A 21,084-nucleotide genomic window follows, 5' to 3' on the forward strand; every position below is an offset into this window, starting at 1 on the left:
TGGTACCCACCCTGGACGAATGCGAGCAGGCGATCGACGTGGTCAGAACCTGCCTGGGTAGCGCATGACGCTGGTAGACACCCTGTGCTGGCTGGTTGACATCCCGTCGCCTACCGGTCAGGAAGGTCAGCTGTGCGAGGCCCTCTCGCGCCGGCTCGGCTCCACGTACGCGAGGGAGCACCTCCGGCGTGTCGGCAACAGCCTGGTGGTGGGCGCCCGCAACGGGCGGCCACTCCTTCTCCTCGTGGGCCACATCGATACCGTGCCTTCGCAGGGTCAGGCGCCGGCTCAGATCGAGGGAGGACGGCTGCTCGGTCTCGGAACGTCGGACATGAAGTCGGGCGTCGCGGTCATGGTTCACCTGCTCGAGGAGGAGGCGGTCCGGGAGGGTCCTTTCGATGTGGTCGGCGTGTTCTACGATGCCGAGGAGGGTCCCGACGCCGGGAACGGCCTCGAGCCGGTTCTGCAGGAGATGTCATGGCTGACCGGGGCTGAGTTCGCAGTGGTGCTTGAGCCTACGGATCTCGAGCTCCAGCTCGGTTGCCAGGGCACCGCGAACGCCACCGTCCGTTTCGAGGGCAAGACCGCCCACAGCGCCCGCCCCTGGTTGGGTGAGAACGCCATCACCAAGGCAGGCGCGTGGCTGGCCGATCTCCACGAGCGGCAGCCGGAGGAACACGTGGTGTCGGGCCTCTCCTTCTTCGAGGTGTTCTCCGTGACCCAGGCCTCAGCAGGGCTGGCGCGCAATGTGATCCCCGGGACCTTCGATCTCCACCTCAACTACCGGTTCCCGCCCAACGTGACCCCCGAAGCTGCGCTCAGGCGGCTGTCCGAGATCGCGGCCCCCGCCGACGCGGTGGAGGTTCACGAGATCGTTCCCGGCGCACCGGTGCCGGAAGGCAACCCGCATCTCGATCGGCTGATCCGAGCCACGAGTGCCCAGCTCACTCCCAAGCAGGCGTGGACCGATGTGGCACGTCTGGCGCGTTACGGGATTCCGGCCGTCAACTACGGACCGGGTGAGGTTGCCCAGGCCCACCAGGCCGCGGAGAGCGTGCCGATCGCCTACCTGGACCCGGCGTACCAGGCCCTGCTCGGTTTCCTGACCGAGGCGCCATCCGGCTGATGGATCGCGCGGTCCTGTACCGTCACTCCCAGGCCGGCCCACGGAATGCGATGAATATCCAGCCTGTGGGCGTGCTGCGTGACGGCGAGGAAGAGTGTGGCCATGAGCTGTTCCACGATCTAACGATGAAGGGGAAGACATGAGAAGGATCGCATTGGTAGTCGGGACGCTGGTGATGCTGCTTGCCTGCGGCGGAACTGAACCAGACGCCGGCCCGGTAGTGGCCAGGCTGTCGGCGGAGGCGCTGTTCGAGGAGCGGGAGGCCAACGCCACGAGGTTCGACGCGGAGTACAAGGGCAAGCGGGTGACCGTGTACGGCACTATTGACCGAATCGACAACGGCAAGGTGTACCTTGAGGTCAGCTGGCTTTCGGACGTAGTGCTCGATGACCTGACAGACGAAGAGATGATTCCGCTCAATGCCGGCGACCAATTCACTGCCACGTGCGTCGTGGGCAATTTCGTAATGGCCCAGATGTTCCTCGACGACTGCTTGGCTGGATAGGCGTGAACCAGTGATGGGACGGAAGTGGCCGCATCGGCGTCGGTGTACTGGAAACACGAGTAATCAGGGCTAGCCGTTCCTCTCGGGAGCAGTGCTGACAGCAATCCGCAGCCGGTTAACCTCCCGTCCGTGGCCGTTGAGATCGACATTGCCCATGTGGCGCGCCTGGCGCGCCTCGAGTTGTCCGACCGGCAGTTGGACACCTACGGGCGCCAGTGCCAGGAGCTACTCGAGCACGTGGCTCGCATCCAGGCGGTGGATACCGACGGTGTGGAGCCCACCTCGCATCCCCTCCCCATGACCAACCGCTTCCGCGAGGACCGAGTCACCCCACACACGGTGCTGGACCAAGAGGAGGTGCTGGCCCAGGCCCCGGACACCGAAGGCCCACTCTTCCGGGTGCCGCCGGCCATCGAGGAGGCCTGAGCGGTGACATTCACCACGATCGCGGGGGCGGCCCGCGCCCTCCGGAACGGATCGATCACGTCGGTGGGCCTGGCCGAACAAGTCCTGGCGCGCACCTCGATGGTCGAGGCCCAACTCCACGCCTACCTGACGCTTGACACGGACGGCTTGCTGGAGGCCGCCGCCGGGGCCGACGAGGAACTGGCCGCAGGGAGGGATCGCGGCCCGCTCCACGGAATCCCGATCGCGGTCAAGGACAACATGACCACCCGTCAGATGGAGACCACCGCCGGCTCGAGGATCCTGGCCGGCTACATCCCTCCGTACGATGCCACGGCGATCCGGCGCCTCAGGGATGCCGGCGCGCTGATCGCCGGCAAGACCAACCTCGACGAGTTCGCCATGGGCTCCTCCACGGAGAACTCCGCCTTCGGGCCCACCCGTAACCCCTGGAACACCGACCGGGTCCCCGGCGGTTCGTCGGGCGGGAGCGCAGCGGCGGTTGCGGCCGGAATGGCCTTGGGCGGCCTGGGTTCCGATACGGGCGGTTCGATCCGCCAACCCGCCTCGTTGTGCGGAGTGGTCGGTGCCAAGCCCACGTACGGAGCGGTCAGCCGCTACGGGCTGATCGCCTTCGCCTCCTCGCTCGACCAGATCGGTCCCATTGCCCACCGCGTTGAGGATGCCGCCCTCCTGCTCGACGCCATCTCCGGCCACGATCCGCTCGACTCCACCTCGTATCCGGGCGGGATCGAGCCGTCAGGTGCCCGGCTCGGCGGGGGCCTGGACGGGGTCCGCGTGGGTGTGGCGCGCCGGCTAGGTGGCGCCGATGCGGTGGAGCCGGATGTGGAGGCGGCCTTCGACCGTGCGCTGGCGGCCATGGAGGGGGCCGGGGCTGTCACCCTGGAGGTCGATCTCCCCTCCACGGAGCAGGGCCTTTCCGCCTATTACCTGATCGCACCGGCCGAGTGCTCCGCCAACCTGGCCCGCTTCGACGGGGTCCGGTACGGGCTGCGGGTGGACGGCGCTACCACCGAGCAGATGATGTCCCGCTCCCGCGCCGACGGGTTCGGCCCCGAGGTGACCCGCCGGGTGCTGCTGGGCACCTTCGCCCTCTCGGCCGGCTACCACGAGGCGTTCTACGGCCAGGCCCAGAAGGTGCGCACCCTGATCCGCGAGGACTTTGCGCGCGCCTACCGGCAGTGCGACGTGCTGGTCTCGCCCACCAGCGCCACCACCGCCTTCCCGCTGGGCGACCGGACCGAGGACCCGCTGTCGATGTACGTGAGCGATGTCTTCACCATCCCGTCCAATCTGGCCGGGCATCCGGCCATCAGCGTCCCGGTCGGCCTGGACCGCCACGATCTGCCCATCGGGTTCCAGGTGATGGCGCCGGCCTTGGAGGAGGCGGTCATGTTCCAGGTGGCCGCGGCCGTGGAATCCCTCGCCGGCTTCGACACGACCGTTCCGTTCGACCCGTCATACGGGCTGAGAGGCGGGGTCCGGTGACCTGGGAGGCGGTCATCGGCCTCGAGACCCACGTCGAGCTGTCCACGGCGTCGAAGATGTTCTGCGGTTGCCCGGCCCGGTTCGACGCCGAGCCCAACACCAACATCTGCCCGGTCTGCCTGGGGTTGCCGGGCGCGTTGCCGGTGCCCAACCGCGAGGCGATCAACCGGATCATGCAGATAGGCCTGGCACTGAACTGCTCGGTGACCCGCCGCCCGGTGTTCCACCGCAAGAACTACTTCTACGCCGACCTGCCGAAGAACTACCAGATCTCCCAGTTCGACCTGCCGGTCTGCGTGGACGGCTACCTCGAGGTGGGCGGCGACCATCCGGGTCGGATCCGGATCGAGCGGGTCCATCAGGAGGAGGACACCGGCAAGAGCACCCACCGGGGTGGCGACGGCAGGATCAGCGCGGCCGAGTACTCGTTGCTCGACTTCAACCGTTCCGGCGTGCCGCTGGTCGAGATCGTGACCCGTCCCGACATCAGGTCCGCCGCGCAGGCCAGGGCCTACGCGCAGGAGCTGAGGTTGCTGGTGGAGGCTCTTGGCGTGTCCGACGCCCGGCTGGAGGAGGGGTCGATCCGCTTCGACGCCAACGTCTCGGTGCGTGCGGGACCCCGGGCTCCACTCGGCACGAAGGTGGAGATCAAGAACATGAACTCGTTCCGCTCCCTGGAGCGGGCCGTCTCGTACGAGATAGAACGCCAGACCGCTCGCCTGTCGAGCGGGCAGAGGATCGTCATGGAGACCCGCCATTGGGACGAGGAGGCCGGCGTCACCAGGGGAGGGCGGATCAAGGAGGGCAGCTCGGACTACCGCTACTTCCCCGATCCCGATCTGGTGCCGATGGAACTCGACCGTGATTGGGAAGACGGGATGGCGGCCCTGTTACCGGAACTGCCGAGCGTCCGGCGGGTGCGTTACGAGGAGATGGGCATCGATGCCGCCCAGGCGGCCAACCTGGTGGGAGCGGAGGCGGGCCTGGCGCAACTGTTCGAGGATGCCGTGGAAGCCGGGGCCGGTGCTCCTCAGGCCGCCAACTGGGCGACAGGTGAGGTGGTGGCCTCCCTACGGAAGGCCGGAATCCCGTCGGTGGGAGGGTCGTCTCTGACCGGGTCGTCGCTGGCAGAGTTGCTGGGCATGATCCGGCAGGGGACCCTGTCCGGCTCGGCCGCCCGCGAGGTGCTGGCCGGAGTGATCGCAGGGGAGGGCTCTCCGGCGGAAGTGGCTGCGGGCCGCGATCTGCTGCAGATATCCGACACGGGCTTGCTGGAGTCGGTGGTGGACGAGTTGATCGCGGCGAATCCTGACGAGTTCGCCCGCCTCAAGGATGGCGAGCGCAAGCTGGTCGGGTTCTTCGTGGGCCAGGTGATGCGCAATACCCGCGGAAAGGCCGACCCGAAACTGGCCGGAACCCTCATCACCGAGCGAGCCGGACTCTGACCGCTCCGCCCAAGGGAGGGATTCCGGCTAATAATGCCGCTAGCTAGTCCCTCGTTGCGTCGGGTCCCTCACCGTCAACCCGTGAGGCCCTGAACGATCCAGGCCGCGCCGAGGCCCCACAAGCCCGCCACCACATCGTCTGCGGTGATCCCCAGCCCGCCCGGTAGGGTCTCGGCCCTCTGCACGAGCGGGAACCGCTTGGTGATGTCGGCGACCCGGAACACCACGAAGCCGACCAGTGCCGGAAGGAGGGACACCCCGATGGTGGCGATGAACGTTCCGGCCGCCTCGTCTATCACGACCCATCCCGGGTCCCCCTCGTCGGCGAAGTGCCCGCTCGCCCACACCGAGAGAGCGCACACCGCCAGGGCTGCGGCCAGTTGAGCCGCCCATCCGGCCCGGCCGAGGAGGAGGGCCGGTACCAGAGCGGCCAGGGCGCCCACCGTCCCGGCGCCCTCGTCAGCCCCCCGGAGCCGGCGCGGGATGAACCCGCACCCGAACCACGACGCTAGGACCCTGGCCATTGACCCCGATCACTCACGGATGGTCTGGTTGCGCCGCATGCGCATGTTCAGCATCTCCACCAGCACGGCGAAGCCCATAGCGGAGTAGATGTAGCCCTTGGGGAGGTGGGCGCCACCGCCCTCGGCGACGAGAGAGACCCCGATCAGGAGGAGGAAGGCCAGCGCCAGCATCCGGATGGTCGGGTGCTCGTTGACGATCCGCATGACCGGGCTCGAGAGCCACATCATCACGCCGACCGCGATGAGCACGGCCGCGATCATGACCCCGATCCGGTCGGCCATGCCCACGGCGGTTATCACCGAGTCCAGGCTGAAGACCATGTCCAGCAACGCGATCTGGCCCAGCACACCTGCGAAGGTGGCGGCGGTCCGTTCGGCCCTACCGTCGTGGCGCGATCCCGGATAGAGCTGCTCGTGGATCTCGATCACGGCCTTGCCGAGCAGGAACGCGCCGCCGCCCAGGAGGATCAGGTCCCGCCCGGAGACGCTGTGGTTGAAGACGGAGAACAGCGGCGCGGTAAGGCCGATCACCCAGTTGATGGCGAACAGGAGCACCACCCGCATAGCAGCTGCCATCGCCAGCCCGACTTTCCACACCCGGTCCCGAGACGCGGGAGGCAGCTTGTTGGCCATCAGCGAGATGAACACCAGGTTGTCCACGCCCAGCACGATCTCGAGGGCCGTCAGGGCCACCAGGGACACCCAGATATCGGGTGAGAGCAGGCTACTCACGAACGCATTGCATCAGGACCAGCCAGCAGGATACCGCGCGGGGCAGCGTCCGGACTCCGGCCGGTCCGGTCCGGCCGCCGGAACCACCGGGCAGATGCGGGTTACTCGGTCTGCGCGGGTTCTATCATGGTGGTCATGGATACGGCAAGATACATATGGATGGATGGTCGGATCGTTGACTTCGAGGATGCCACCGTCCATGTCCTGACCCACGCATTGCACTACGGCACGGGTGTCTTCGAAGGCATCCGGGCCTACGAAGCAGTGGGCGGTACGGCCGGTTTCCGGCTTACCGACCACATGAGACGTCTGGCCCGGTCCGCCAAGTCGTACCGCATGGATCTCGGGTACTCGGTGGACGAGATGGTCGAGGCTGCCAAGGAGGTAGTCCGGGCCAACGAGTTCTCATCCGCCTACATCCGCCCGATCGTCTTCCTCGGCCTCGGCGCGCTCGGTCTGGATCCCCGCAACGCCAAAGTGCAGGTGGCGATCATTACCTGGCAGTGGGGCGCCTATCTCGGCGAGGAGGGCATCCTCAACGGCATACGGGTCAAGGTCTCCTCGTGGCGTCGCTTCTCCCATGATGCGTTCCCGAACGCCAAGGCGACCGGGACCTACATCAACTCGATCCTCGCCAAGCGCGAGGCGGTAACGGACGGCTACGACGAGGCCTTGATGCTCAATTCGGAGGGCTCGATCTCCGAGGGCTCGGGCGAGAACCTGTTCGTGATCCGCGACGGCGTCATCTACACGCCGCCGCTCTCGGCCGGCTGTCTCGACGGCATCACCCGGAACTCGGTGATGACGCTCCTCCGCGACGACGGGTACGAAGTGGTGGAGAAGGTGATCCACCGCTCCGACCTGTACTACTGCGATGAGCTGTTCATGACGGGGACCGCGGCCGAGGTGACACCGGTGCGGGAGGTCGATAACCGTCCGGTGGGTTCGGGCCGTCCCGGCCCGGTGACGAGGAGGGCGCAGGAGATCTACGCCGACGCCTACACCGGCAAGCTGGACGAATACACCGATTGGCTCGACTACATCTAGTGGTCTGTCTGCGAAATAGCCTGGCGTGCTCTGGCGGTCATCGGCGTCCCGTCGCTGCGTTCCGCTTCCTTGACGTGCCGCTGCGGGCACGCCTTCGTCAGCGGGCCTGGCGAGGAACGCCGCTGCCGACGCCATATCACACCGCCATTCCGCACACAGACCACTGTGGTTGTCTGCGAAATAGCCTGGCGTGGTCTGGCGGTCATCGGCGTCCCGTCGCTGCGTTCCGCTTCCTTGACGTGCCGCTGCGGGCACGCCTTCGTCAGCGGGCCTTGCGAGGAACACTGGTGCCGACGCCATACCACACCGCCATTCCACAGACAGACCACTCGTCCTGATGGGTAGGCAACCGAACATCCACCTGCGCGCTACCGAGCGTCCCGTAGAAGACCTCGACCGGGCCCCGGAACGGCGCTGGAGCCCGACCCGCCCTGGCGAGATCACATCTCCTGCTGACACTCCTTCCGGAGGGTCGTTCGGACGCCCGGGTCCAGACACGGGCTGGGGACTACGGATGATCAGGGCAGCCTCGTTCGACCGGGGCCGGAGGCCCAGGGACCTGGAGAGCCTGCTGTCAGCTTTGGTGGGCGCTCGGGCATCTCATGCTCGCCGGGGGCCTACTCACCAGGACGTGGAGGTTGCGCTGTCTCTGGTGGGGTTGCACGATGGCTATGCCCGGACGGGCGGGGCCCCGGCAGGGCTCGCCGAGGTGAGAGAGCGCTGGCTGGACGAGTTGGCGCACGATCCCTGGCCGGGACGCTCGGCGCTCGGGTCGGTTCCGGCCGATCTTCTCATGGACGAGCCCCGCCGGATACGAGCCCGTCTCCGGGCTGACCCTTCCCTGGTCGCCTGACCGGCCGGACGAGGGTGTCAGGTTGTTCATGCCGTCCGGAGCCGGCCGGACCGCGTCATGAGGGCCGCCGGCTCGGCACCGTCTGATCTCTCTCCAGGCTCGCCGACCAGTGGAGCCAAAAAACTGGCCTCGTGCGGCGGCACCGCCGGGCCCTCCCCCACCGCCACCTTTCCTGGGATGAGAGCGCGCTCCGCCGGGCCGGGCCTCGGGGCCCGCTCTCGATGTTCGATAACCCCTCGGGCGGCCGGGCTGACGTCGGAGCTCGGAGCCGCCGGGTATTTGGTGATCCCCAACATGGCGCGAGCCTGTGACAGATCCGACCCCGTCACCCCGAGAACGCGAAAAAACCTCCGCCTAAGGCCTCGACCGCCGCATGCGCTAGCACTAGGGAGCGTACGCCCGTGAAGATCGTCCGCATGCAGACTCCTGAGGGCATCCGTTACGGCGCCGTCGAGCCGGAGGGGATCCGCATCCATGACGGGACTCCGTTCGTGGCGTGGCAACCAACGGAGGTCGTGGTCGACTTCCGCGAGGCCCGACTCCTGTCGCCGGTGTTCCCGACCAAGGTGATAGGCGTCACCGCCAACTACGCCTCCGGCGCGGACGAGGCCGGCAGCCCGCTACCGGAAAGGCCGAGCCTGTTCATGAAGCCCTCCACGGCGGTCATCGGCCCGGGCCAGGCGATCGTGCTGCCCACCCTGTCCGGCGAGGTCAACCACGGAGCATCCCTGGCCGTGGTCATCGGCAAGGTGGCCCGAAGGGTGGCGGTCGAGGACGCCTCCTCGGTGGTGCTCGGCTACACCGCCGGTAACGACGTCACAGCCGAGGATCTTCTCCGGGAGGAGCGCCAGCCGGCCCGGGCCAAGAGCTTCGACTCGTTCTGCCCGCTCGGGCCGGCCATCGAGACCGAATACGATCCCTTGGAGGACTTCTCCCTCGAATGCAGCGTGAACGGCGTCTTGCGGCAGGGGACCTCGATCAATGACATGATCTTCGGGGTGGCTGAACTGATCTCCTTCGTGACCTACGTGATGACCCTCCTGCCCGGTGACGTGATCCTCACCGGTACACCTCCGGGCGTCGGGCCCGTCACGAGCGGCGACGTAGTGGAAGTATCGCTCGAGGGAGTGGGCGCCCTCACCAATCCGGTGGTATCCGAGTGAGCGGCGATCGCCGCGTCCGGGTACGCATAGCCCCGTCGCCGACCGGCTACCTCCATGTCGGCAACGTGCGGGCGGCCTTGTTCAACTGGCTGTTCGCCCGCCGCCACGGCGGGGTCTTCATCATCCGCATCGACGACACCGACCGGGCCCGCTCCGACGACCGTTACATAGAAGACGTCGTCTCCGGGTTCCGCTGGCTGGGTCTGGATTGGGACGAGGGTGTGGAGGTGGGAGGGCCGCACGGTACCTATCGCCAGTCCGATCGCTTCGATCGTTACCGGGAGGTGGCGGACCGGTTGATCGACATGGGACGCGCCTACCACGACTTCCGGTCGACTGAGGAGATGGAGGAGTTGCGGGCCCGGGCCCGGGTGGAGAAGAAACCCCCCGGTTACTACGTCCGGCGTCCCCCCGGCAGCGACCCGGACACCGCCCGCCGACGCCTCGGGGCGGGGGAGCAGGCGGTGGTTCGATTCTCGAATCCGGGCCGGGCGGTGGGCTTCACGGACGTGGTCCGGGGCGAGGTGCGGTTCGAGGCGGACGCGATCGACGACTTCGTGATCCTGCGCTCCGACGGCTCCCCTACCTACCACCTGGCGTCGACCGTCGATGACATCGACTACGGGATCACCCACGTAGCCCGGGGGGAGGACCTGCTCTCCTCGACTCCCAAGCACATCCTGATCACCGAGGCACTCGGCGGGGAGCGGCCCGTCTACGCCCATCTCCCGCTGCTCTTCGGCCCTGACGGGCGGAAGCTGTCGAAGCGGCACGGCGACACGTCGCTACGCGCCTACCGGGAGGGCGGGTACCTGCCGGAGGCGGTGTTCAACTACATGGGCCTGCTCGGCTGGTCGCTCGATCCGGACAACGAGGTCTTCGGCCGCGAGGAGGCGATCGCCGCCTTCGATCTGGCGGACGTCCAGAAGAGCCCGGCCGTCTTCGACCCCGACAAGCTGGGTTGGATGAACGGCGTGTACATGCGGTCGATGGCCACGGGACGTTTCACCGATCTGGCGGTCGCCTCGGTCGAGGAGGACCTGGGGCGCGACCTGGACGGCGACGAGCGGAGCCGCCTGGCCGGATTGGCGCCCCTCATCCAGGAGCGGGCCAAGCTGACCACCGACATCGGTCCGGCGGCGCGCTTCCTGTTCTCGGACATCACCTATGACGACAAGGCCTGGCGGAAGGTGATGAAAGCCGATGCCCGGCGAGCCCTGGCCGCCGCCCGGCGGATGCTCGAGAATGTCGGGGACTGGAACGCCGCCAACATCGAGAAGGCCTTGCGGGACATGCTGGCCGCCGAGAGCCTCAACCCCCGCAAGGGTTGGCAGCCGATCCGGGTGGCGATCACCGGCTCCAACATCTCACCGCCCCTGTTCGAGAGCCTGGAGGCGCTCCCCGGGGAGGTGGCTCTGGCCCGGATTGCCGCAGCCATCGCACGCCTCGACCTGCAGGCCGGCGCCGGCTAGAAGCTAATCATCCAGTGCCCGGTCAAGGGCGGTGATCAACCGGTCGATCTCGCCTTCGGTGTTGTAGTGGATGAAGGACATCCTCAGCACGCCGGGCTCCGTGGGTATCCGCATCTCATCGAGGAGGCGGGGGGCATAGAAGTCCCCGACACCGACCATCATCCGGCTGCGCACCAGTGACTCCGCGACGTCCGCAACCGGGCGTCGCAACGGGACGATCGAGACGGTGGGGGCCCGCAGGGTGGCGTCGGTCGGGCCGGCCACCCGTACGTCATCCCGCCCGGCCAGGTAGCGGAGCAGCCGGTCCGCCAGGTTCGTCTCGTGGGCCCGGAACATGTCATGGACCGCCCGGCCTCGCGCCACCGGGGTCGCAGAGGGACCTCCATGGTGGGTGTACAGGTCGTCCAGGTAGTCGATCACCCCTGCGCACGCCGCCACCTGGGCATGGTCGGGTCCGGCCGGCACCAGCTTGGAGCGGGGCTGGTCGGCCACGAAGTAGTGGCCCTCATTCCCGAGCCGGCCGGCGAGGTCGCGGCCGACGTACATCACCCCCTGGTGCGGGCCCCATGTCTTGTAGGCGGAGAAGAGGTAGACATCGACCCCCAGTGCCCCGATGTCGGGTAGGCCGTGGGGTGCGTAGGACACCCCGTCGACCACCACCCGGGCGCCGACCTCCGCCGCTCTCGCCACCACGTCGGCGACCGGGTTGATGGCGGCCACCACGTTGGAGGCGTGGGGAAAGGCGACCAACCTGGTGCGCTCGGTCATCAACCCGTCGAGATCGGCCAGGTCCAGGGTTCCCTTCTCCGGATCTACCCGCCACTCCCGCACCACGATCCCCGTGGCCTCCAAACGCCGCCAAACCCCGGCGTTGGCCTCGTGATCCTGCGTGGATGCGACGATCTCATCCCCATCGCGCCACATCGAGCGGAACGCCCGAGCCAGGACGTAGGTGTTCTGCGACGTGGACGGCCCGAAGTGGATCTCATCCACCCCCACGCCCATCCAGCCCGCCATTCGCCGGTAGGAGTGCTCCATCGCCTCGGTGGCCTCGACCGAGAGCGGGAAGGCATGATCGGGCTGTACCTTGGTGCGGCGGTAGAAGCCGGTCAGCCGGTCGATCACCTGGCGGCAGGCGTAGGATCCGCCCGCGTTCTCGAAGTGGGCCCACCCGGCGAGACGGGCGTCGGAGAAGGCGGGGAACTGGCCGCGGGCAAATCCCACGTCGAGGGACCGCAGCGGAGTCTCCGGCTCGATGTTCACCCGACCGAGTTTGCCAGATCGGGCCGGTCCGAGCCGCCTGCCGTCCAGCTACCCGGCCCGGCTGACGCGCTCAGGCGCGTTCGAGCACGATTACCGGGATGACCCGCGATGTCTTGGACTCGTACTCAGCGAACTGCGGATAGTCCTGCTTCTGCCTGCTCCAGATCTGGTCCCTCTCCTCCCCCGTCGCGACCCGGGCTCGGACCTGGATCGTCCTGGTCCCGACCTCGACCTCTGTCCTGGGATTGGCCACCACGTTGTGGTACCAGTCGGGGTTGGTGTCCGCCCCGGCCTTGGATGCGAAGACGGCGTAGCCGTCCGCCAGGTTCTGGTACGCGAGCGGTGTGACCCGTCGGATACCCGTACGGGCGCCCGTGTGGTGAAGGAGCAGCAGCGTCCTCCCTTCGAACATTCCACCCACCTGGCCGTCGTTGGCGCGGAACTCCTCGATGATCGTGGCATTCCAGTCGTTCACGTTCTTCCAATCGGTCATCCGGCGCTCCGGTCCTCGCGCTGCTTGAAGGCCTGTTGAAGCCCGCGCTGATGATGCCATGGTCCCGTAACAACCCGAAGCCGGGTCCGCCGATGCTCCCAGCAGTCACGACGGATCGCCCGACGAAGAGTCCCATCGGCGTGCCGAGAACACGAGTAATCAGGGCTAGGGTATGCCGGACCGGGTCGTGTACAGCAGTTCCGGAGGCCCTATGCGTGACGGTTACGGACCCATGACGAGGTTCCGGGTGAGAAGGGTCAGGCATGTCGACCCGGCGTAGGGTGGTGCTCGAGAATACGCCGCTACCGTCTCCGTTTCCCGAGGGTTGGTACTTCCTCACGAGCCGTGAGGCACTGCTGGATACCGGGTTGATCGAAAAGAAGTGGATGGGGGAGAACATCGTCGCCTGGAGCGACGAGAACGGGAACGTGTGCGTGGCCGGCGCCTATTGCCCGCATCTGGGCGCCGATCTGGGACCGACCGCAGGGGGACGCATCTGTGAGGGGCGGCTGGTCTGCCCTTTCCATGGCTACGAGTTCGACGCCACCGGCCAGTGCGTGGCCACCCCCTATTCGCCGCCGCCCACCACCGCGAGGTTACGCGTCTTCGAGACGCAGGAGATCGCGGGCCTGATCTTCGCCTGGTGGGGGATCAGGGGACGGGCGCCGCAATGGAATCTGCCAGAGGATGAACCGGATCAGGCCGGCTGGACCGGTCTCAAGATCAGGACCCTCCGGTTTCCCGGCCATCCCCAAGAGACGACGGAGAACTCGGTCGACGTGGGCCACCTGCGCTACGTCCACGGCTACGACAGCGTGGACCGCGTAGGGCGGGTGTCCGTGGACGGGCCGCTCCTGGAGAGCGACTTCGACTTCAGGCGCACCCGGACGACTGCGGGGATCATCACCCTTACCTTCGACGTGGCCGCCCGCACCCGGATCTACGGATTGGGCTACTCGTTCGTGCAGATCCGCGAGCGTTCGATCGGGATGGATCTGCGCCTGTGGGTGCTGGCGACGCCTGTCGACGGCTCGCTCATCGACCTGTCGCTGGTTTCGCAGGTGCGGGAGATACGCAAGCCGGGGCGGTGGATCGCGGGCCTGGGGTTCCTACCGGTGAAGTGGCGAGCCCCCATCATGAACCGGTTCATCTCGTCCCAGCAATACCGGGACGTCCAGCAGGATGAGATCATCTGGAGCCGCAAGCAGTACCGGTCCCGCCCCCGCCTCTGCCGCTCCGACGGCGAGATCATGCCGTTCCGGCGTTACTGCGCCCAGTTCTATCCCGACCTGGACGATCCGGAGCCTCGCTAGCACCGGAAGCCGGCGGGTTCGCCCTTAAACGGGCAGTTCGCGCCTCCGCTCGGTGATGATGAACTTCAGCTTCTTGTTCACCGACGCCGACGGGAACGCGCTGATCTTCAGCTTGTAGTTGGCGGGAGCGATCTCGAGGGTGAAATGATGCACGAGGATCAGCACATGGATCGCAAGGTGCAATGACGTCCAGCGGGATCCCAGACAGGTGTGGGTACCCAGACCGTACGGCGCATATGACGGCCCCAGATGCTCCTTGCGCGGGGGCAGGTAGCGGTCGATGTCGAACGAGAAGGGATCGGGGAAGACGTCCTCCATGAAGTGTGTGGCGGTCTGGGCGATCAGGACCCGAGCCCCCTGCGGCAACTCGTATCCGTCGACCGCGCAGGTGTTCATCACGTTTCGATACGATGCCGGCACGATCGGGTAGAGCCGCATGCACTCCATGATGAACCGGCGGGTGACGTCGATCCCCGGTCCTGTGATCTCGTCACGATCCGGGTTCCGGTTAGCGAACAGGGCATCGGCCTCGTCGCGGATCTTCTCGTAGAACTCGGGCTGTGACAGCATCGCGTAGATGATGAATCCAAGCTGATCACCCACGTACATGCTTGCGATCAGCGGCGCCGAGAGCACGAACGGCAGGTTCGACTCGGGGAGGAACTGCCGATCACTCGTGTGCATGCTCAGCAGGTCATCGGCAAGATCCCGAGGGCACCCAGCCCGCTGGGCGGGCGTGTGGACATTCTGAACTCGTTCCACCACCTCTCCGATCCGCTTTGCCCGCCGCTTCATTCCAGGGGTGCGCAGCATGAACTTGGGCAGGTTCCTGACGACATGAGTCTGGAGGGCCCGTTCCTTGAACTTGTGCAGATCATCTACGAGGTCCTGGGTGTCGACACTGACGGACAGCGGTGACAGTGTCGCGTTGACCAGGCGCCTGCACATCGTCTTGCCGGGAAGTTCCTCTCCTACAGACCAATCCGCCATGTACTTGCGGGCGTTGGAGTAGACCTCATCCAGTCGAGCCTCCAGCCTGGCGCGCGAATAGGCAGGCTGCATGGACTTGCGATACCGGAAATGATCGGCGCCGTCCAAGGTAGGCAATATCCCCGATCCTCCGTACAACTTCTCGAAGTCCTCCAGATAGTCTCGGGCCCGCAGATACATGCGCCCATGTCGATGTGCCCAGTGGTTCATCTCGGGTCCCGCCAGAAAGATGATCGGGTTGGCAAAGGGCGGACGGATCTGAAACACAGGCCCGTATTCCTTCGCGAGCTCCGCGAAGAACGCGGGAATGTTGCCTCCGCGAGCGTGCCGGCTGCGCAGCAGATGACGAAGCGAGACAGTTGGAATCGGCTTTACGAAGGCGGAGGGTCTATACAATGACCCGGCCAGGTTTTGGCTGACTGCAGCGGCGATGGATCTACCGATCAAGTCCATCTTGCAGATGAACTCGACACGCTTCTCCGCCTCTTCGTCGAGTTCGAATATGAAGCGCAGGACGTCGCATGTATTGATGAGGCAGATGATGATGATATCTCTGGGGTGCGGTATCTCGTTAGCGAAAATCGCCCTGCTGATGCGCGTCTTGACGTAGTCGACCGCGGTACCTTCCCCGGGTTTGGCATACTCGTCCCGCTTCCATTGCCTCGGTGCCAGCGACCAGAAGTCACCGTCGTGGTGCCGGAGGATCTCCAAGTCGACCAGCCGGTCAAGGGTCAGGTCGATAATCGAGTCTGCGCGCGGGGCGAGCCGTTCAATCCAGTACTGGGCGTCTCGTTGAACCGGCTCTGCGGCGATCTTCTCGAGGATTGGATCGAGGGCTGGATCGCCCGTCTCTGTTGGGTCCAGCAGGATCAAGGAGTCCATGTCCGTGTCGATGCGAGACAGCAGGGACAACTCTCCCAGCACGGCTCCGGTAACGGCACAGCTCAAATCCCACCCTGGAACCTGCCGGAAGTAGCCACTCTCATCGTTGAGGAGCGCGAGGACGAGTTCGTCGATCAGACTGAGCTTCTGACCGACCGCACTGTCTGCGGTTAGAGTCATCCGTTCGGTCCCTCCGTCACCCAACCACCGAAACCTTAGCATTGAAGGGGCTGTTCGGAAGCCTGTAAGGACGGTCTCCGGCGCCACGACCGGAAGCCACGACGGTAGGCTTGGTTCCATGGCTCAACTACAACTACGTCCGCTCGGCGTCGGCGAGATCGTCGACGCCACTTTCACCGTCTACCGGCGCCGCTTCGGCCCGATGTTCGCCATCGTGCTGATGCTCGTGTTCATCCCCTTCCTCGTCAGCCTGGCCGGGGGCTGCAGCCTGGACGCGGGCGGCACGACCACGTGTACCTCTCCCATCGGCTGGCTCGGGTATTACGTGGGCGTCGTCGGTTCGATCGTGGCGGGCGTGGCTGCCGTCCTCGTGGCTGCCGGAGCGTATGCGGATGTCCCGTCCGATTGGCGGAGCGCGATGAGCATCGGGGTCCGGAGGACCGTCGCGATCCTCCTGGCGACGATCGTGGCCGGGATCCTGATGGTCATCGGATTCGTGCTCCTGGTCATCCCCGGAATCTTCGTTCTCGTGTCGCTCGCGGTGACCTGGGAGGCCCTGATCATCGAAGGCGTCGGTCCGATGGAGAGCATCAAGCGCTCGTGGCGCCTCGTGTCGGGCGAGCGGTGGCGGGTGTTCGGCGCCGGCGTGCTCGTCATCGTCCTCATGGTCATCTTCGTCGGGGTCGTCTCGGCTGTGATCGCGCTCATCCTCTCGGCCGTCCTGGGAGTGAGCGGTGGTATGACCGGTTACCTCGTCCAGCAGGTCGCCAGCCTGCTGTCGATCCCGCTGACCGCCGCGCTCGGTACGGTGATCTATCTAGACCTGAGGGTCCGCAAAGAATCGCTCAGCGCGGACGAACTGGCCGCCGCTCTGTCCGAGCAGGGCTGATCCTCAACTAGCCTCCGGAGCCGAGCGACATCTCCGGTTGGTCGAGGGTTCTACGCAGCGCCACAGAGGGCGTAGGATCCGGGAACCGCAGGCCCCGTCGTCCAGCCGGCCTAGGACGCTGGCCTTTCAAGCCAGAAACGCGGGTTCGAATCCCGTCGGGGCCACTAGGGGATACTCGCCACTACCGGCGTCCAGATCGTGGGCGCGACCAGCGTGGCGGCTTCTATGGGTGGTGAGTTCGTGTTGTAGATCGGAGCCTCGGGTCCTGCCGAAACCAGCCCAGAGCGGTTCGCTAAGGGCGACGGGAGGGAGTCGAAAAGAAGATGATCGCGGACGGAACGGTCGTCTGCCGGCCCCCTGGGACAGGTCGTCCTGGTTGCGCACCTGGCCGAACAGCGGGGACCGGACGCGGAGCTGGGCGAATGGCTGCCAAACCGACACACCGCGGCGGCCTGATCGTCGGCGGACTGTCCGACCCGCTCAGCGTGACCGACTGGTCAGAGGGGCAGCCATTTGACCGCCATCAGCCATACGTAGATTCCGATGACGGCGAACCCGATACCGACCGTGGTGGTTTGTTCCACCCTGGGGTTGCGCTTCGCGTCTGTCTTGACGGTTCGGAACATGACCTTCCCGGCGTCGGTGATGAGGGGGAGGTCACGTTCGGAGCGTCGGTCGAACAGGTGAACGGTCATGAACGTGACCGCTGACGCCAAGAGCATCGACAGCACATCGTTCACCAGCGCGGGCCACGCCTGTGTCTCGGTGCGGGCGAACACGGCCATACCCGCCACCAGGAACGCCAGCATGACCAGCACGATCAGCTCGGCCAGATTCCGGCCTTTCTGTTTGCTGTTCACCAGCGTGTCCAGGTTCCCTTGCAGCTCCGCCGCTTCGGAACGGTCCAACCCGGCATGTTCGATCTGGTCGGTTACATAGTTGTAAGCGTGTTCGAGTTCGCCGATGTTCCTGGTCGTGTCAATGGTCTGAACATGGTTCAGCAGGAGGCGGCGGGTCTGTTTGTCGGCGGATAGCGCGTCGAGCCGCCGCCACAGCATGTAGGTTTGCTGTTCCTCGCTGGCGGTGCGGGCGGTCAGGCGCGAGGTACGGAACGACAGGATGAGCACGAACACCGTCGCGCCCGCGCCCAGCACACCGTAGTAGTCGCCGAATCCCGGGAACCATCCGTATCCGGGAATGTGGGTGAACCATTCGTCGCGCATATATGTGACGAACCCGAACCCCAACAGACTCAGCACAAGCCACTTGAAGCCGGCCCGGTCCTCGGACCGGAAGTTGATCAGAGCATTTGCCGCTATCACCGCCGCGGCGCCGACCCAGAGAAAGTCGGTCCGGTACACCGTGATCGTAGCGAAGACCGCCAACCAGACCAGCGACAGGACCGGCCGCAGGTACTGCATGGCGTTCACACCCAGATTCGTCGCTTCCAGGTTTGCGTAACGGAAAGCGATGTTTCCCAACGCACTTACTATCCCGATAGCGATCACCCAGACGACCGGGGTTGACACGAAACCGCCCAGATGTGTGCCAGGTCCTGTATCGCCTGGGAAGACGATCAGACCGATTAGAAGGCCGCTTAGTATGCTGGCCACACTTGTTACTATCGAAACAGCTAATACACAGGCTAATTCATTCTTTCGAGTATCAGATATGTCTGACATGTTCTTACATCTATCATGAAATAGTTCTATCCCTAACCTAAACCTAAAAGATATCCAGGAGGCACAGACCGCGCTCGCCGCGGCTAGCAGCACACCCCACAGCAGACGCCAACCTCCCGCGGTTGTGATACCACCGGCCTGCGAAAACGTAACGAGCGCAATCCCGGCCATAGCAATACTGAGTAGCAGCCAGTGTTGCCCAGTCATCCGCTGGTACCGGGGGTCGTGTTGCTTCCGATAAGCGACGAAGAGAATGAGCCAGCCAGCCGTAATGACCGTCACTAATGCGGTGTCCAGGAACAGAGTGGCACTCACGAAGAATGCCAAATTGAAGCCGTTAAGCATTGCCAGTACACCGTCACGTGTAGGAAGTTGGCGAATAATCCAGGCCCAAATGTCGCTGCGTCTGACGAGCCCGGGATGAGTCCAGATCAGATAGACGAGCCAAACCAGAGACATTGTGGAGTAAGCCCAGAATTGGAACATGAAAGGCCGACCGCGCCACCTACAAGGGCCACTGTGAGCGGAGTCCACGAGTTCAAGAATACCGAAACGCCCATCGACGACGCCGCCCTCGTGTCCGGTTTCAGCCGCGCAGTGTCGGTCATGCAACGCCTCTCCGGGTACGACCGCCGGCACCGTGTACCAACATGGCGAGGATAGAACCACGACACCGGGACCGGCCAACCTTGTTCCGGTGGGGCTGGCGGCGCGCTCCATCGGTCGACGGCGAACAGCTCAGCCTCGATCACATCGAGGGCGGACGGGCCGGGTTCGCCGTCTCCCGCTTAGCATCCAGCGGGTGCGGGGGGCCGCGCCCGCGCTAGCGGGGTCAGAGACGGGCGGGTCGGGAGGGACGTGTACGGACCAGGCCGCGGACGGCGGCCGTGGCGCGGGTGGATCGCGCAGGCACGTACGGGAATGTGGAAGTCCCCCACTGATCATGTGGAAGTCCCCGTCGGAATGGTCCTATCACCGCTGGTCAGGGATGGTGCCGAACATGCCACTACTTACTCCAGGGGATGGGATGTCCCCGGCGCTGCGGGGGAGCGGAGCGCCGTTGCCGGAGCTAAGGACGCTCCCACGAATTGTGCTGCTACCGTCTCCTCCGCCCCACCCGGCCCTTTCCTGAGGTGTAGATGACCGGGGACAGACACTTCTACGTAGAGACGTTCGGTACGGTCCGGCTGAGTTCGTTCCGGCAGGGCCTATCGCCCTTCGCCGACCGCTACGTGACGGATCGGACGATCTTCGGCATGTACTGCGATCGTCTGTATCCCCTCATGACGACCCGTGACGAGGACCCGGTTCCCCAGTACTGGAAGTTACGCAACGGGGTGTTGCTCTACGACGTCCCGGAGAAGCCGCTGGAGATCATCGGACCGGATGCTGCCCGGATGCTCGAGAGGGCCCTCACCTGCCGGGTCGGCACGCTTGCGGTGGGTCGGGCTCGGTACGGCATTGCTTGCAATGAGGACGGAACCGTTCTGATGGACGGGGTGATCATGCGCCTTGCGCCGGATCGCTACTGGTACGTGAAGGCGAACGGTGAGTTCGAGAGCTGGCTCAGCGCCCTCGCCATCGGGCTCGATGCCGAGGTCTCTGATCCGGATTCGCGAGTCCTCCAGATTCAAGGACCTAAGTCGCTCGACGTGCTCGACGCGGCGATCGGTGGTGGACTGTCGGGCGACTTCAGATACTTCCACGCCGGATTCTTCGACATCGGTGGACAGACACTGTGGGTTTCCCGGACCGGGTGGACGGGCGAGGCGGGGATCGAGGTCTACTGCAACAGCGGTCCGGAGGCTACGGATCATGACGCCCTCTGGGATCATCTGTTGGCCTGCGGTGAGCCCTTGGGCATGGAGTTCAGCTCGTCCTCATCGATGGGCATACGGCGCATCGAAGCCGGCATCCTGGACAACGGCACCGATATCGAACCGGACCTGACACCGTTCGGCGCCGGCCTGGGGAACTTCGTCGCGCTGGAAAAGGGGGACTTCATCGGACGTTCCGCCCTGGCAGAGGCTGATCGCACTCAGCTCCTGTTCGGCCTGGTCTGCGCCGCCGCTGCGCCGGACGCCGGGATGCAGGTGCACTTCGAGGACGGCCCGGTCGGCCACATCACGATCGGCACCTGGTCGCCCGCGCTGGATGCGGGCGTCGGCTACGTGCGCTTCGATCGGCCGCTGCCGGGCGGCGACTGGCTGGGCAAGACCGTTTTCCTGCTCGACCACGAGGGAACCCCTCATCGGGCGACCGTTGACACGCTGCCGTTCGTGGACAAGGAGAAGCGGTTGCCCCGCGCCGAATGGGGTAGCGGACCGTCCGGGAAACAGGGCGTCACCCGGTCCGGTTGACGCCGGCCCGCCGATACCTGGTATCTTGCGGGCCTGATCGGGAGTGGTGTAATCGGCAGCACGACAGGTTCTGGCCCTGTTAGTAGGGGTTCGAGTCCTCTCTCCCGAGCGGTTGGTATCATTCGCCACGCGCAGTGGCCCCGTCGTCTAGGGGCCTAGGACACCGCCCTCTCAAGGCGGAGACGCCAGTTCAAATCTGGTCGGGGCTGCGATAGAACGACCCGGTCGGATCCGTCACCGTTGGTGAAGGG

General features: G+C 65.6%; 18 protein-coding genes and 3 tRNA genes. 15 read left to right on the top strand and 6 right to left on the bottom strand.

The window, feature by feature from the left end:
* Window positions 1-64 precede the first annotated feature (64 nt).
* From dapE to gatB, 5 genes are all read left to right on the top strand, one after another.
* Window positions 65-1,126 (top strand): succinyl-diaminopimelate desuccinylase, encoded by a 1,062-nt coding sequence (gene dapE / locus OXK16_11645; protein ID MDE0376595.1) that lies wholly within the window; start codon window positions 65-67, stop codon window positions 1,124-1,126.
* A gap of 139 nt (window positions 1,127-1,265) precedes the next feature.
* On the top strand, window positions 1,266-1,631 hold the full coding sequence (locus OXK16_11650) for a hypothetical protein (protein ID MDE0376596.1): 366 nt from the start codon (window positions 1,266-1,268) through the stop codon (window positions 1,629-1,631).
* A gap of 129 nt (window positions 1,632-1,760) precedes the next feature.
* Entirely contained in the window at window positions 1,761-2,057 is a 297-nt protein-coding gene (gene gatC / locus OXK16_11655) for an Asp-tRNA(Asn)/Glu-tRNA(Gln) amidotransferase subunit GatC (protein MDE0376597.1), read from the top strand.
* A 3-nt stretch (window positions 2,058-2,060) separates the two neighbouring features.
* On the top strand, window positions 2,061-3,545 hold the full coding sequence (gene gatA / locus OXK16_11660; protein MDE0376598.1) for an Asp-tRNA(Asn)/Glu-tRNA(Gln) amidotransferase subunit GatA: 1,485 nt from the start codon (window positions 2,061-2,063) through the stop codon (window positions 3,543-3,545).
* Window positions 3,542-4,990, top strand: a complete 1,449-nt coding sequence (gene gatB / locus OXK16_11665) for an Asp-tRNA(Asn)/Glu-tRNA(Gln) amidotransferase subunit GatB (GenBank protein MDE0376599.1) — start codon at window positions 3,542-3,544, stop codon at window positions 4,988-4,990. Before gatA ends, gatB begins: the two co-directional genes overlap by 4 nt.
* 74 nt (window positions 4,991-5,064) lie before the next feature.
* On the opposite strand, the gene OXK16_11670 is transcribed toward gatB, so the two are convergent.
* Together OXK16_11670 and OXK16_11675 are read right to left on the bottom strand one after the other, a co-directional pair.
* Window positions 5,065-5,514: a phosphatidylglycerophosphatase A gene (locus OXK16_11670; GenBank protein ID MDE0376600.1), complete on the bottom strand. Its 450-nt coding sequence runs from the start codon at window positions 5,512-5,514 to the stop codon at window positions 5,065-5,067.
* A gap of 9 nt (window positions 5,515-5,523) precedes the next feature.
* Complete coding sequence (locus OXK16_11675) at window positions 5,524-6,246, bottom strand: TerC family protein (GenBank protein ID MDE0376601.1); 723 nt, start codon at window positions 6,244-6,246, stop codon at window positions 5,524-5,526.
* A 126-nt stretch (window positions 6,247-6,372) separates the two neighbouring features.
* Between OXK16_11675 and OXK16_11680 the strand changes: the two genes are divergently transcribed.
* The 4 genes from OXK16_11680 (at window position 6,373) to gltX (ending at window position 10,781) form a co-directional block, all read left to right on the top strand.
* Complete coding sequence (locus tag OXK16_11680) at window positions 6,373-7,293, top strand: branched-chain amino acid transaminase (GenBank protein MDE0376602.1); 921 nt, start codon at window positions 6,373-6,375, stop codon at window positions 7,291-7,293.
* 514 nt (window positions 7,294-7,807) lie between these two features.
* A complete protein-coding gene (locus OXK16_11685; GenBank protein ID MDE0376603.1) occupies window positions 7,808-8,146 on the top strand; it encodes a hypothetical protein in 339 nt (112 codons plus the stop codon).
* 401 nt (window positions 8,147-8,547) lie between these two features.
* Window positions 8,548-9,309, top strand: coding sequence for a fumarylacetoacetate hydrolase family protein (locus OXK16_11690; protein MDE0376604.1), 762 nt, complete (start codon window positions 8,548-8,550; stop codon window positions 9,307-9,309).
* Window positions 9,306-10,781, top strand: coding sequence for a glutamate--tRNA ligase (gene gltX, locus OXK16_11695; GenBank protein ID MDE0376605.1), 1,476 nt, complete (start codon window positions 9,306-9,308; stop codon window positions 10,779-10,781). The genes OXK16_11690 and gltX overlap by 4 nt, the downstream gene beginning before the upstream one ends.
* A gap of 3 nt (window positions 10,782-10,784) precedes the next feature.
* Here gltX and OXK16_11700 read toward each other — a convergent pair whose 3' ends face one another.
* A complete protein-coding gene (locus OXK16_11700; protein MDE0376606.1) occupies window positions 10,785-12,044 on the bottom strand; it encodes an aminotransferase class V-fold PLP-dependent enzyme in 1,260 nt (419 codons plus the stop codon).
* A gap of 70 nt (window positions 12,045-12,114) precedes the next feature.
* The gene (locus tag OXK16_11705; GenBank protein MDE0376607.1) at window positions 12,115-12,519 is read right to left on the bottom strand and encodes a nitroreductase family deazaflavin-dependent oxidoreductase; all 405 of its coding nucleotides are present in this window, start codon (window positions 12,517-12,519) and stop codon (window positions 12,115-12,117) included.
* A gap of 281 nt (window positions 12,520-12,800) precedes the next feature.
* On the opposite strand from OXK16_11705, the gene OXK16_11710 reads away from it, so the two are divergent.
* On the top strand, window positions 12,801-13,850 hold the full coding sequence (locus tag OXK16_11710; protein MDE0376608.1) for a Rieske 2Fe-2S domain-containing protein: 1,050 nt from the start codon (window positions 12,801-12,803) through the stop codon (window positions 13,848-13,850).
* A 24-nt stretch (window positions 13,851-13,874) separates the two neighbouring features.
* Here OXK16_11710 and OXK16_11715 read toward each other — a convergent pair whose 3' ends face one another.
* Complete coding sequence (locus tag OXK16_11715; GenBank protein MDE0376609.1) at window positions 13,875-15,902, bottom strand: cytochrome P450; 2,028 nt, start codon at window positions 15,900-15,902, stop codon at window positions 13,875-13,877.
* Between the two features lie 118 nt (window positions 15,903-16,020).
* On the opposite strand from OXK16_11715, the gene OXK16_11720 reads away from it, so the two are divergent.
* Window positions 16,021-16,791: a hypothetical protein gene (locus tag OXK16_11720; protein ID MDE0376610.1), complete on the top strand. Its 771-nt coding sequence runs from the start codon at window positions 16,021-16,023 to the stop codon at window positions 16,789-16,791.
* Between the two features lie 90 nt (window positions 16,792-16,881).
* A tRNA-Glu gene (locus tag OXK16_11725) sits at window positions 16,882-16,955 on the top strand.
* A gap of 333 nt (window positions 16,956-17,288) precedes the next feature.
* Here OXK16_11725 and OXK16_11730 read toward each other — a convergent pair.
* Window positions 17,289-18,272 (bottom strand): hypothetical protein, encoded by a 984-nt coding sequence (locus OXK16_11730; GenBank protein ID MDE0376611.1) that lies wholly within the window; start codon window positions 18,270-18,272, stop codon window positions 17,289-17,291.
* Between the two features lie 1,340 nt (window positions 18,273-19,612).
* Between OXK16_11730 and OXK16_11735 the strand changes: the two genes are divergently transcribed.
* The 3 genes from OXK16_11735 to OXK16_11745 all read left to right on the top strand — a co-directional run bounded on the left by OXK16_11735 (window position 19,613) and on the right by OXK16_11745 (window position 21,042).
* A complete protein-coding gene (locus tag OXK16_11735; protein MDE0376612.1) occupies window positions 19,613-20,833 on the top strand; it encodes an aminomethyltransferase family protein in 1,221 nt (406 codons plus the stop codon).
* A gap of 37 nt (window positions 20,834-20,870) precedes the next feature.
* A tRNA-Gln gene (locus OXK16_11740) sits at window positions 20,871-20,942 on the top strand.
* Between the two features lie 27 nt (window positions 20,943-20,969).
* Window positions 20,970-21,042: transfer RNA gene (locus OXK16_11745), tRNA-Glu, on the top strand.
* Window positions 21,043-21,084: the final 42 nt, after the last annotated feature.

It is taken from the genome of bacterium, assembly GCA_028821235.1.
Lineage (GTDB): Bacteria > Actinomycetota > Acidimicrobiia > Spongiisociales > Spongiisociaceae > Spongiisocius.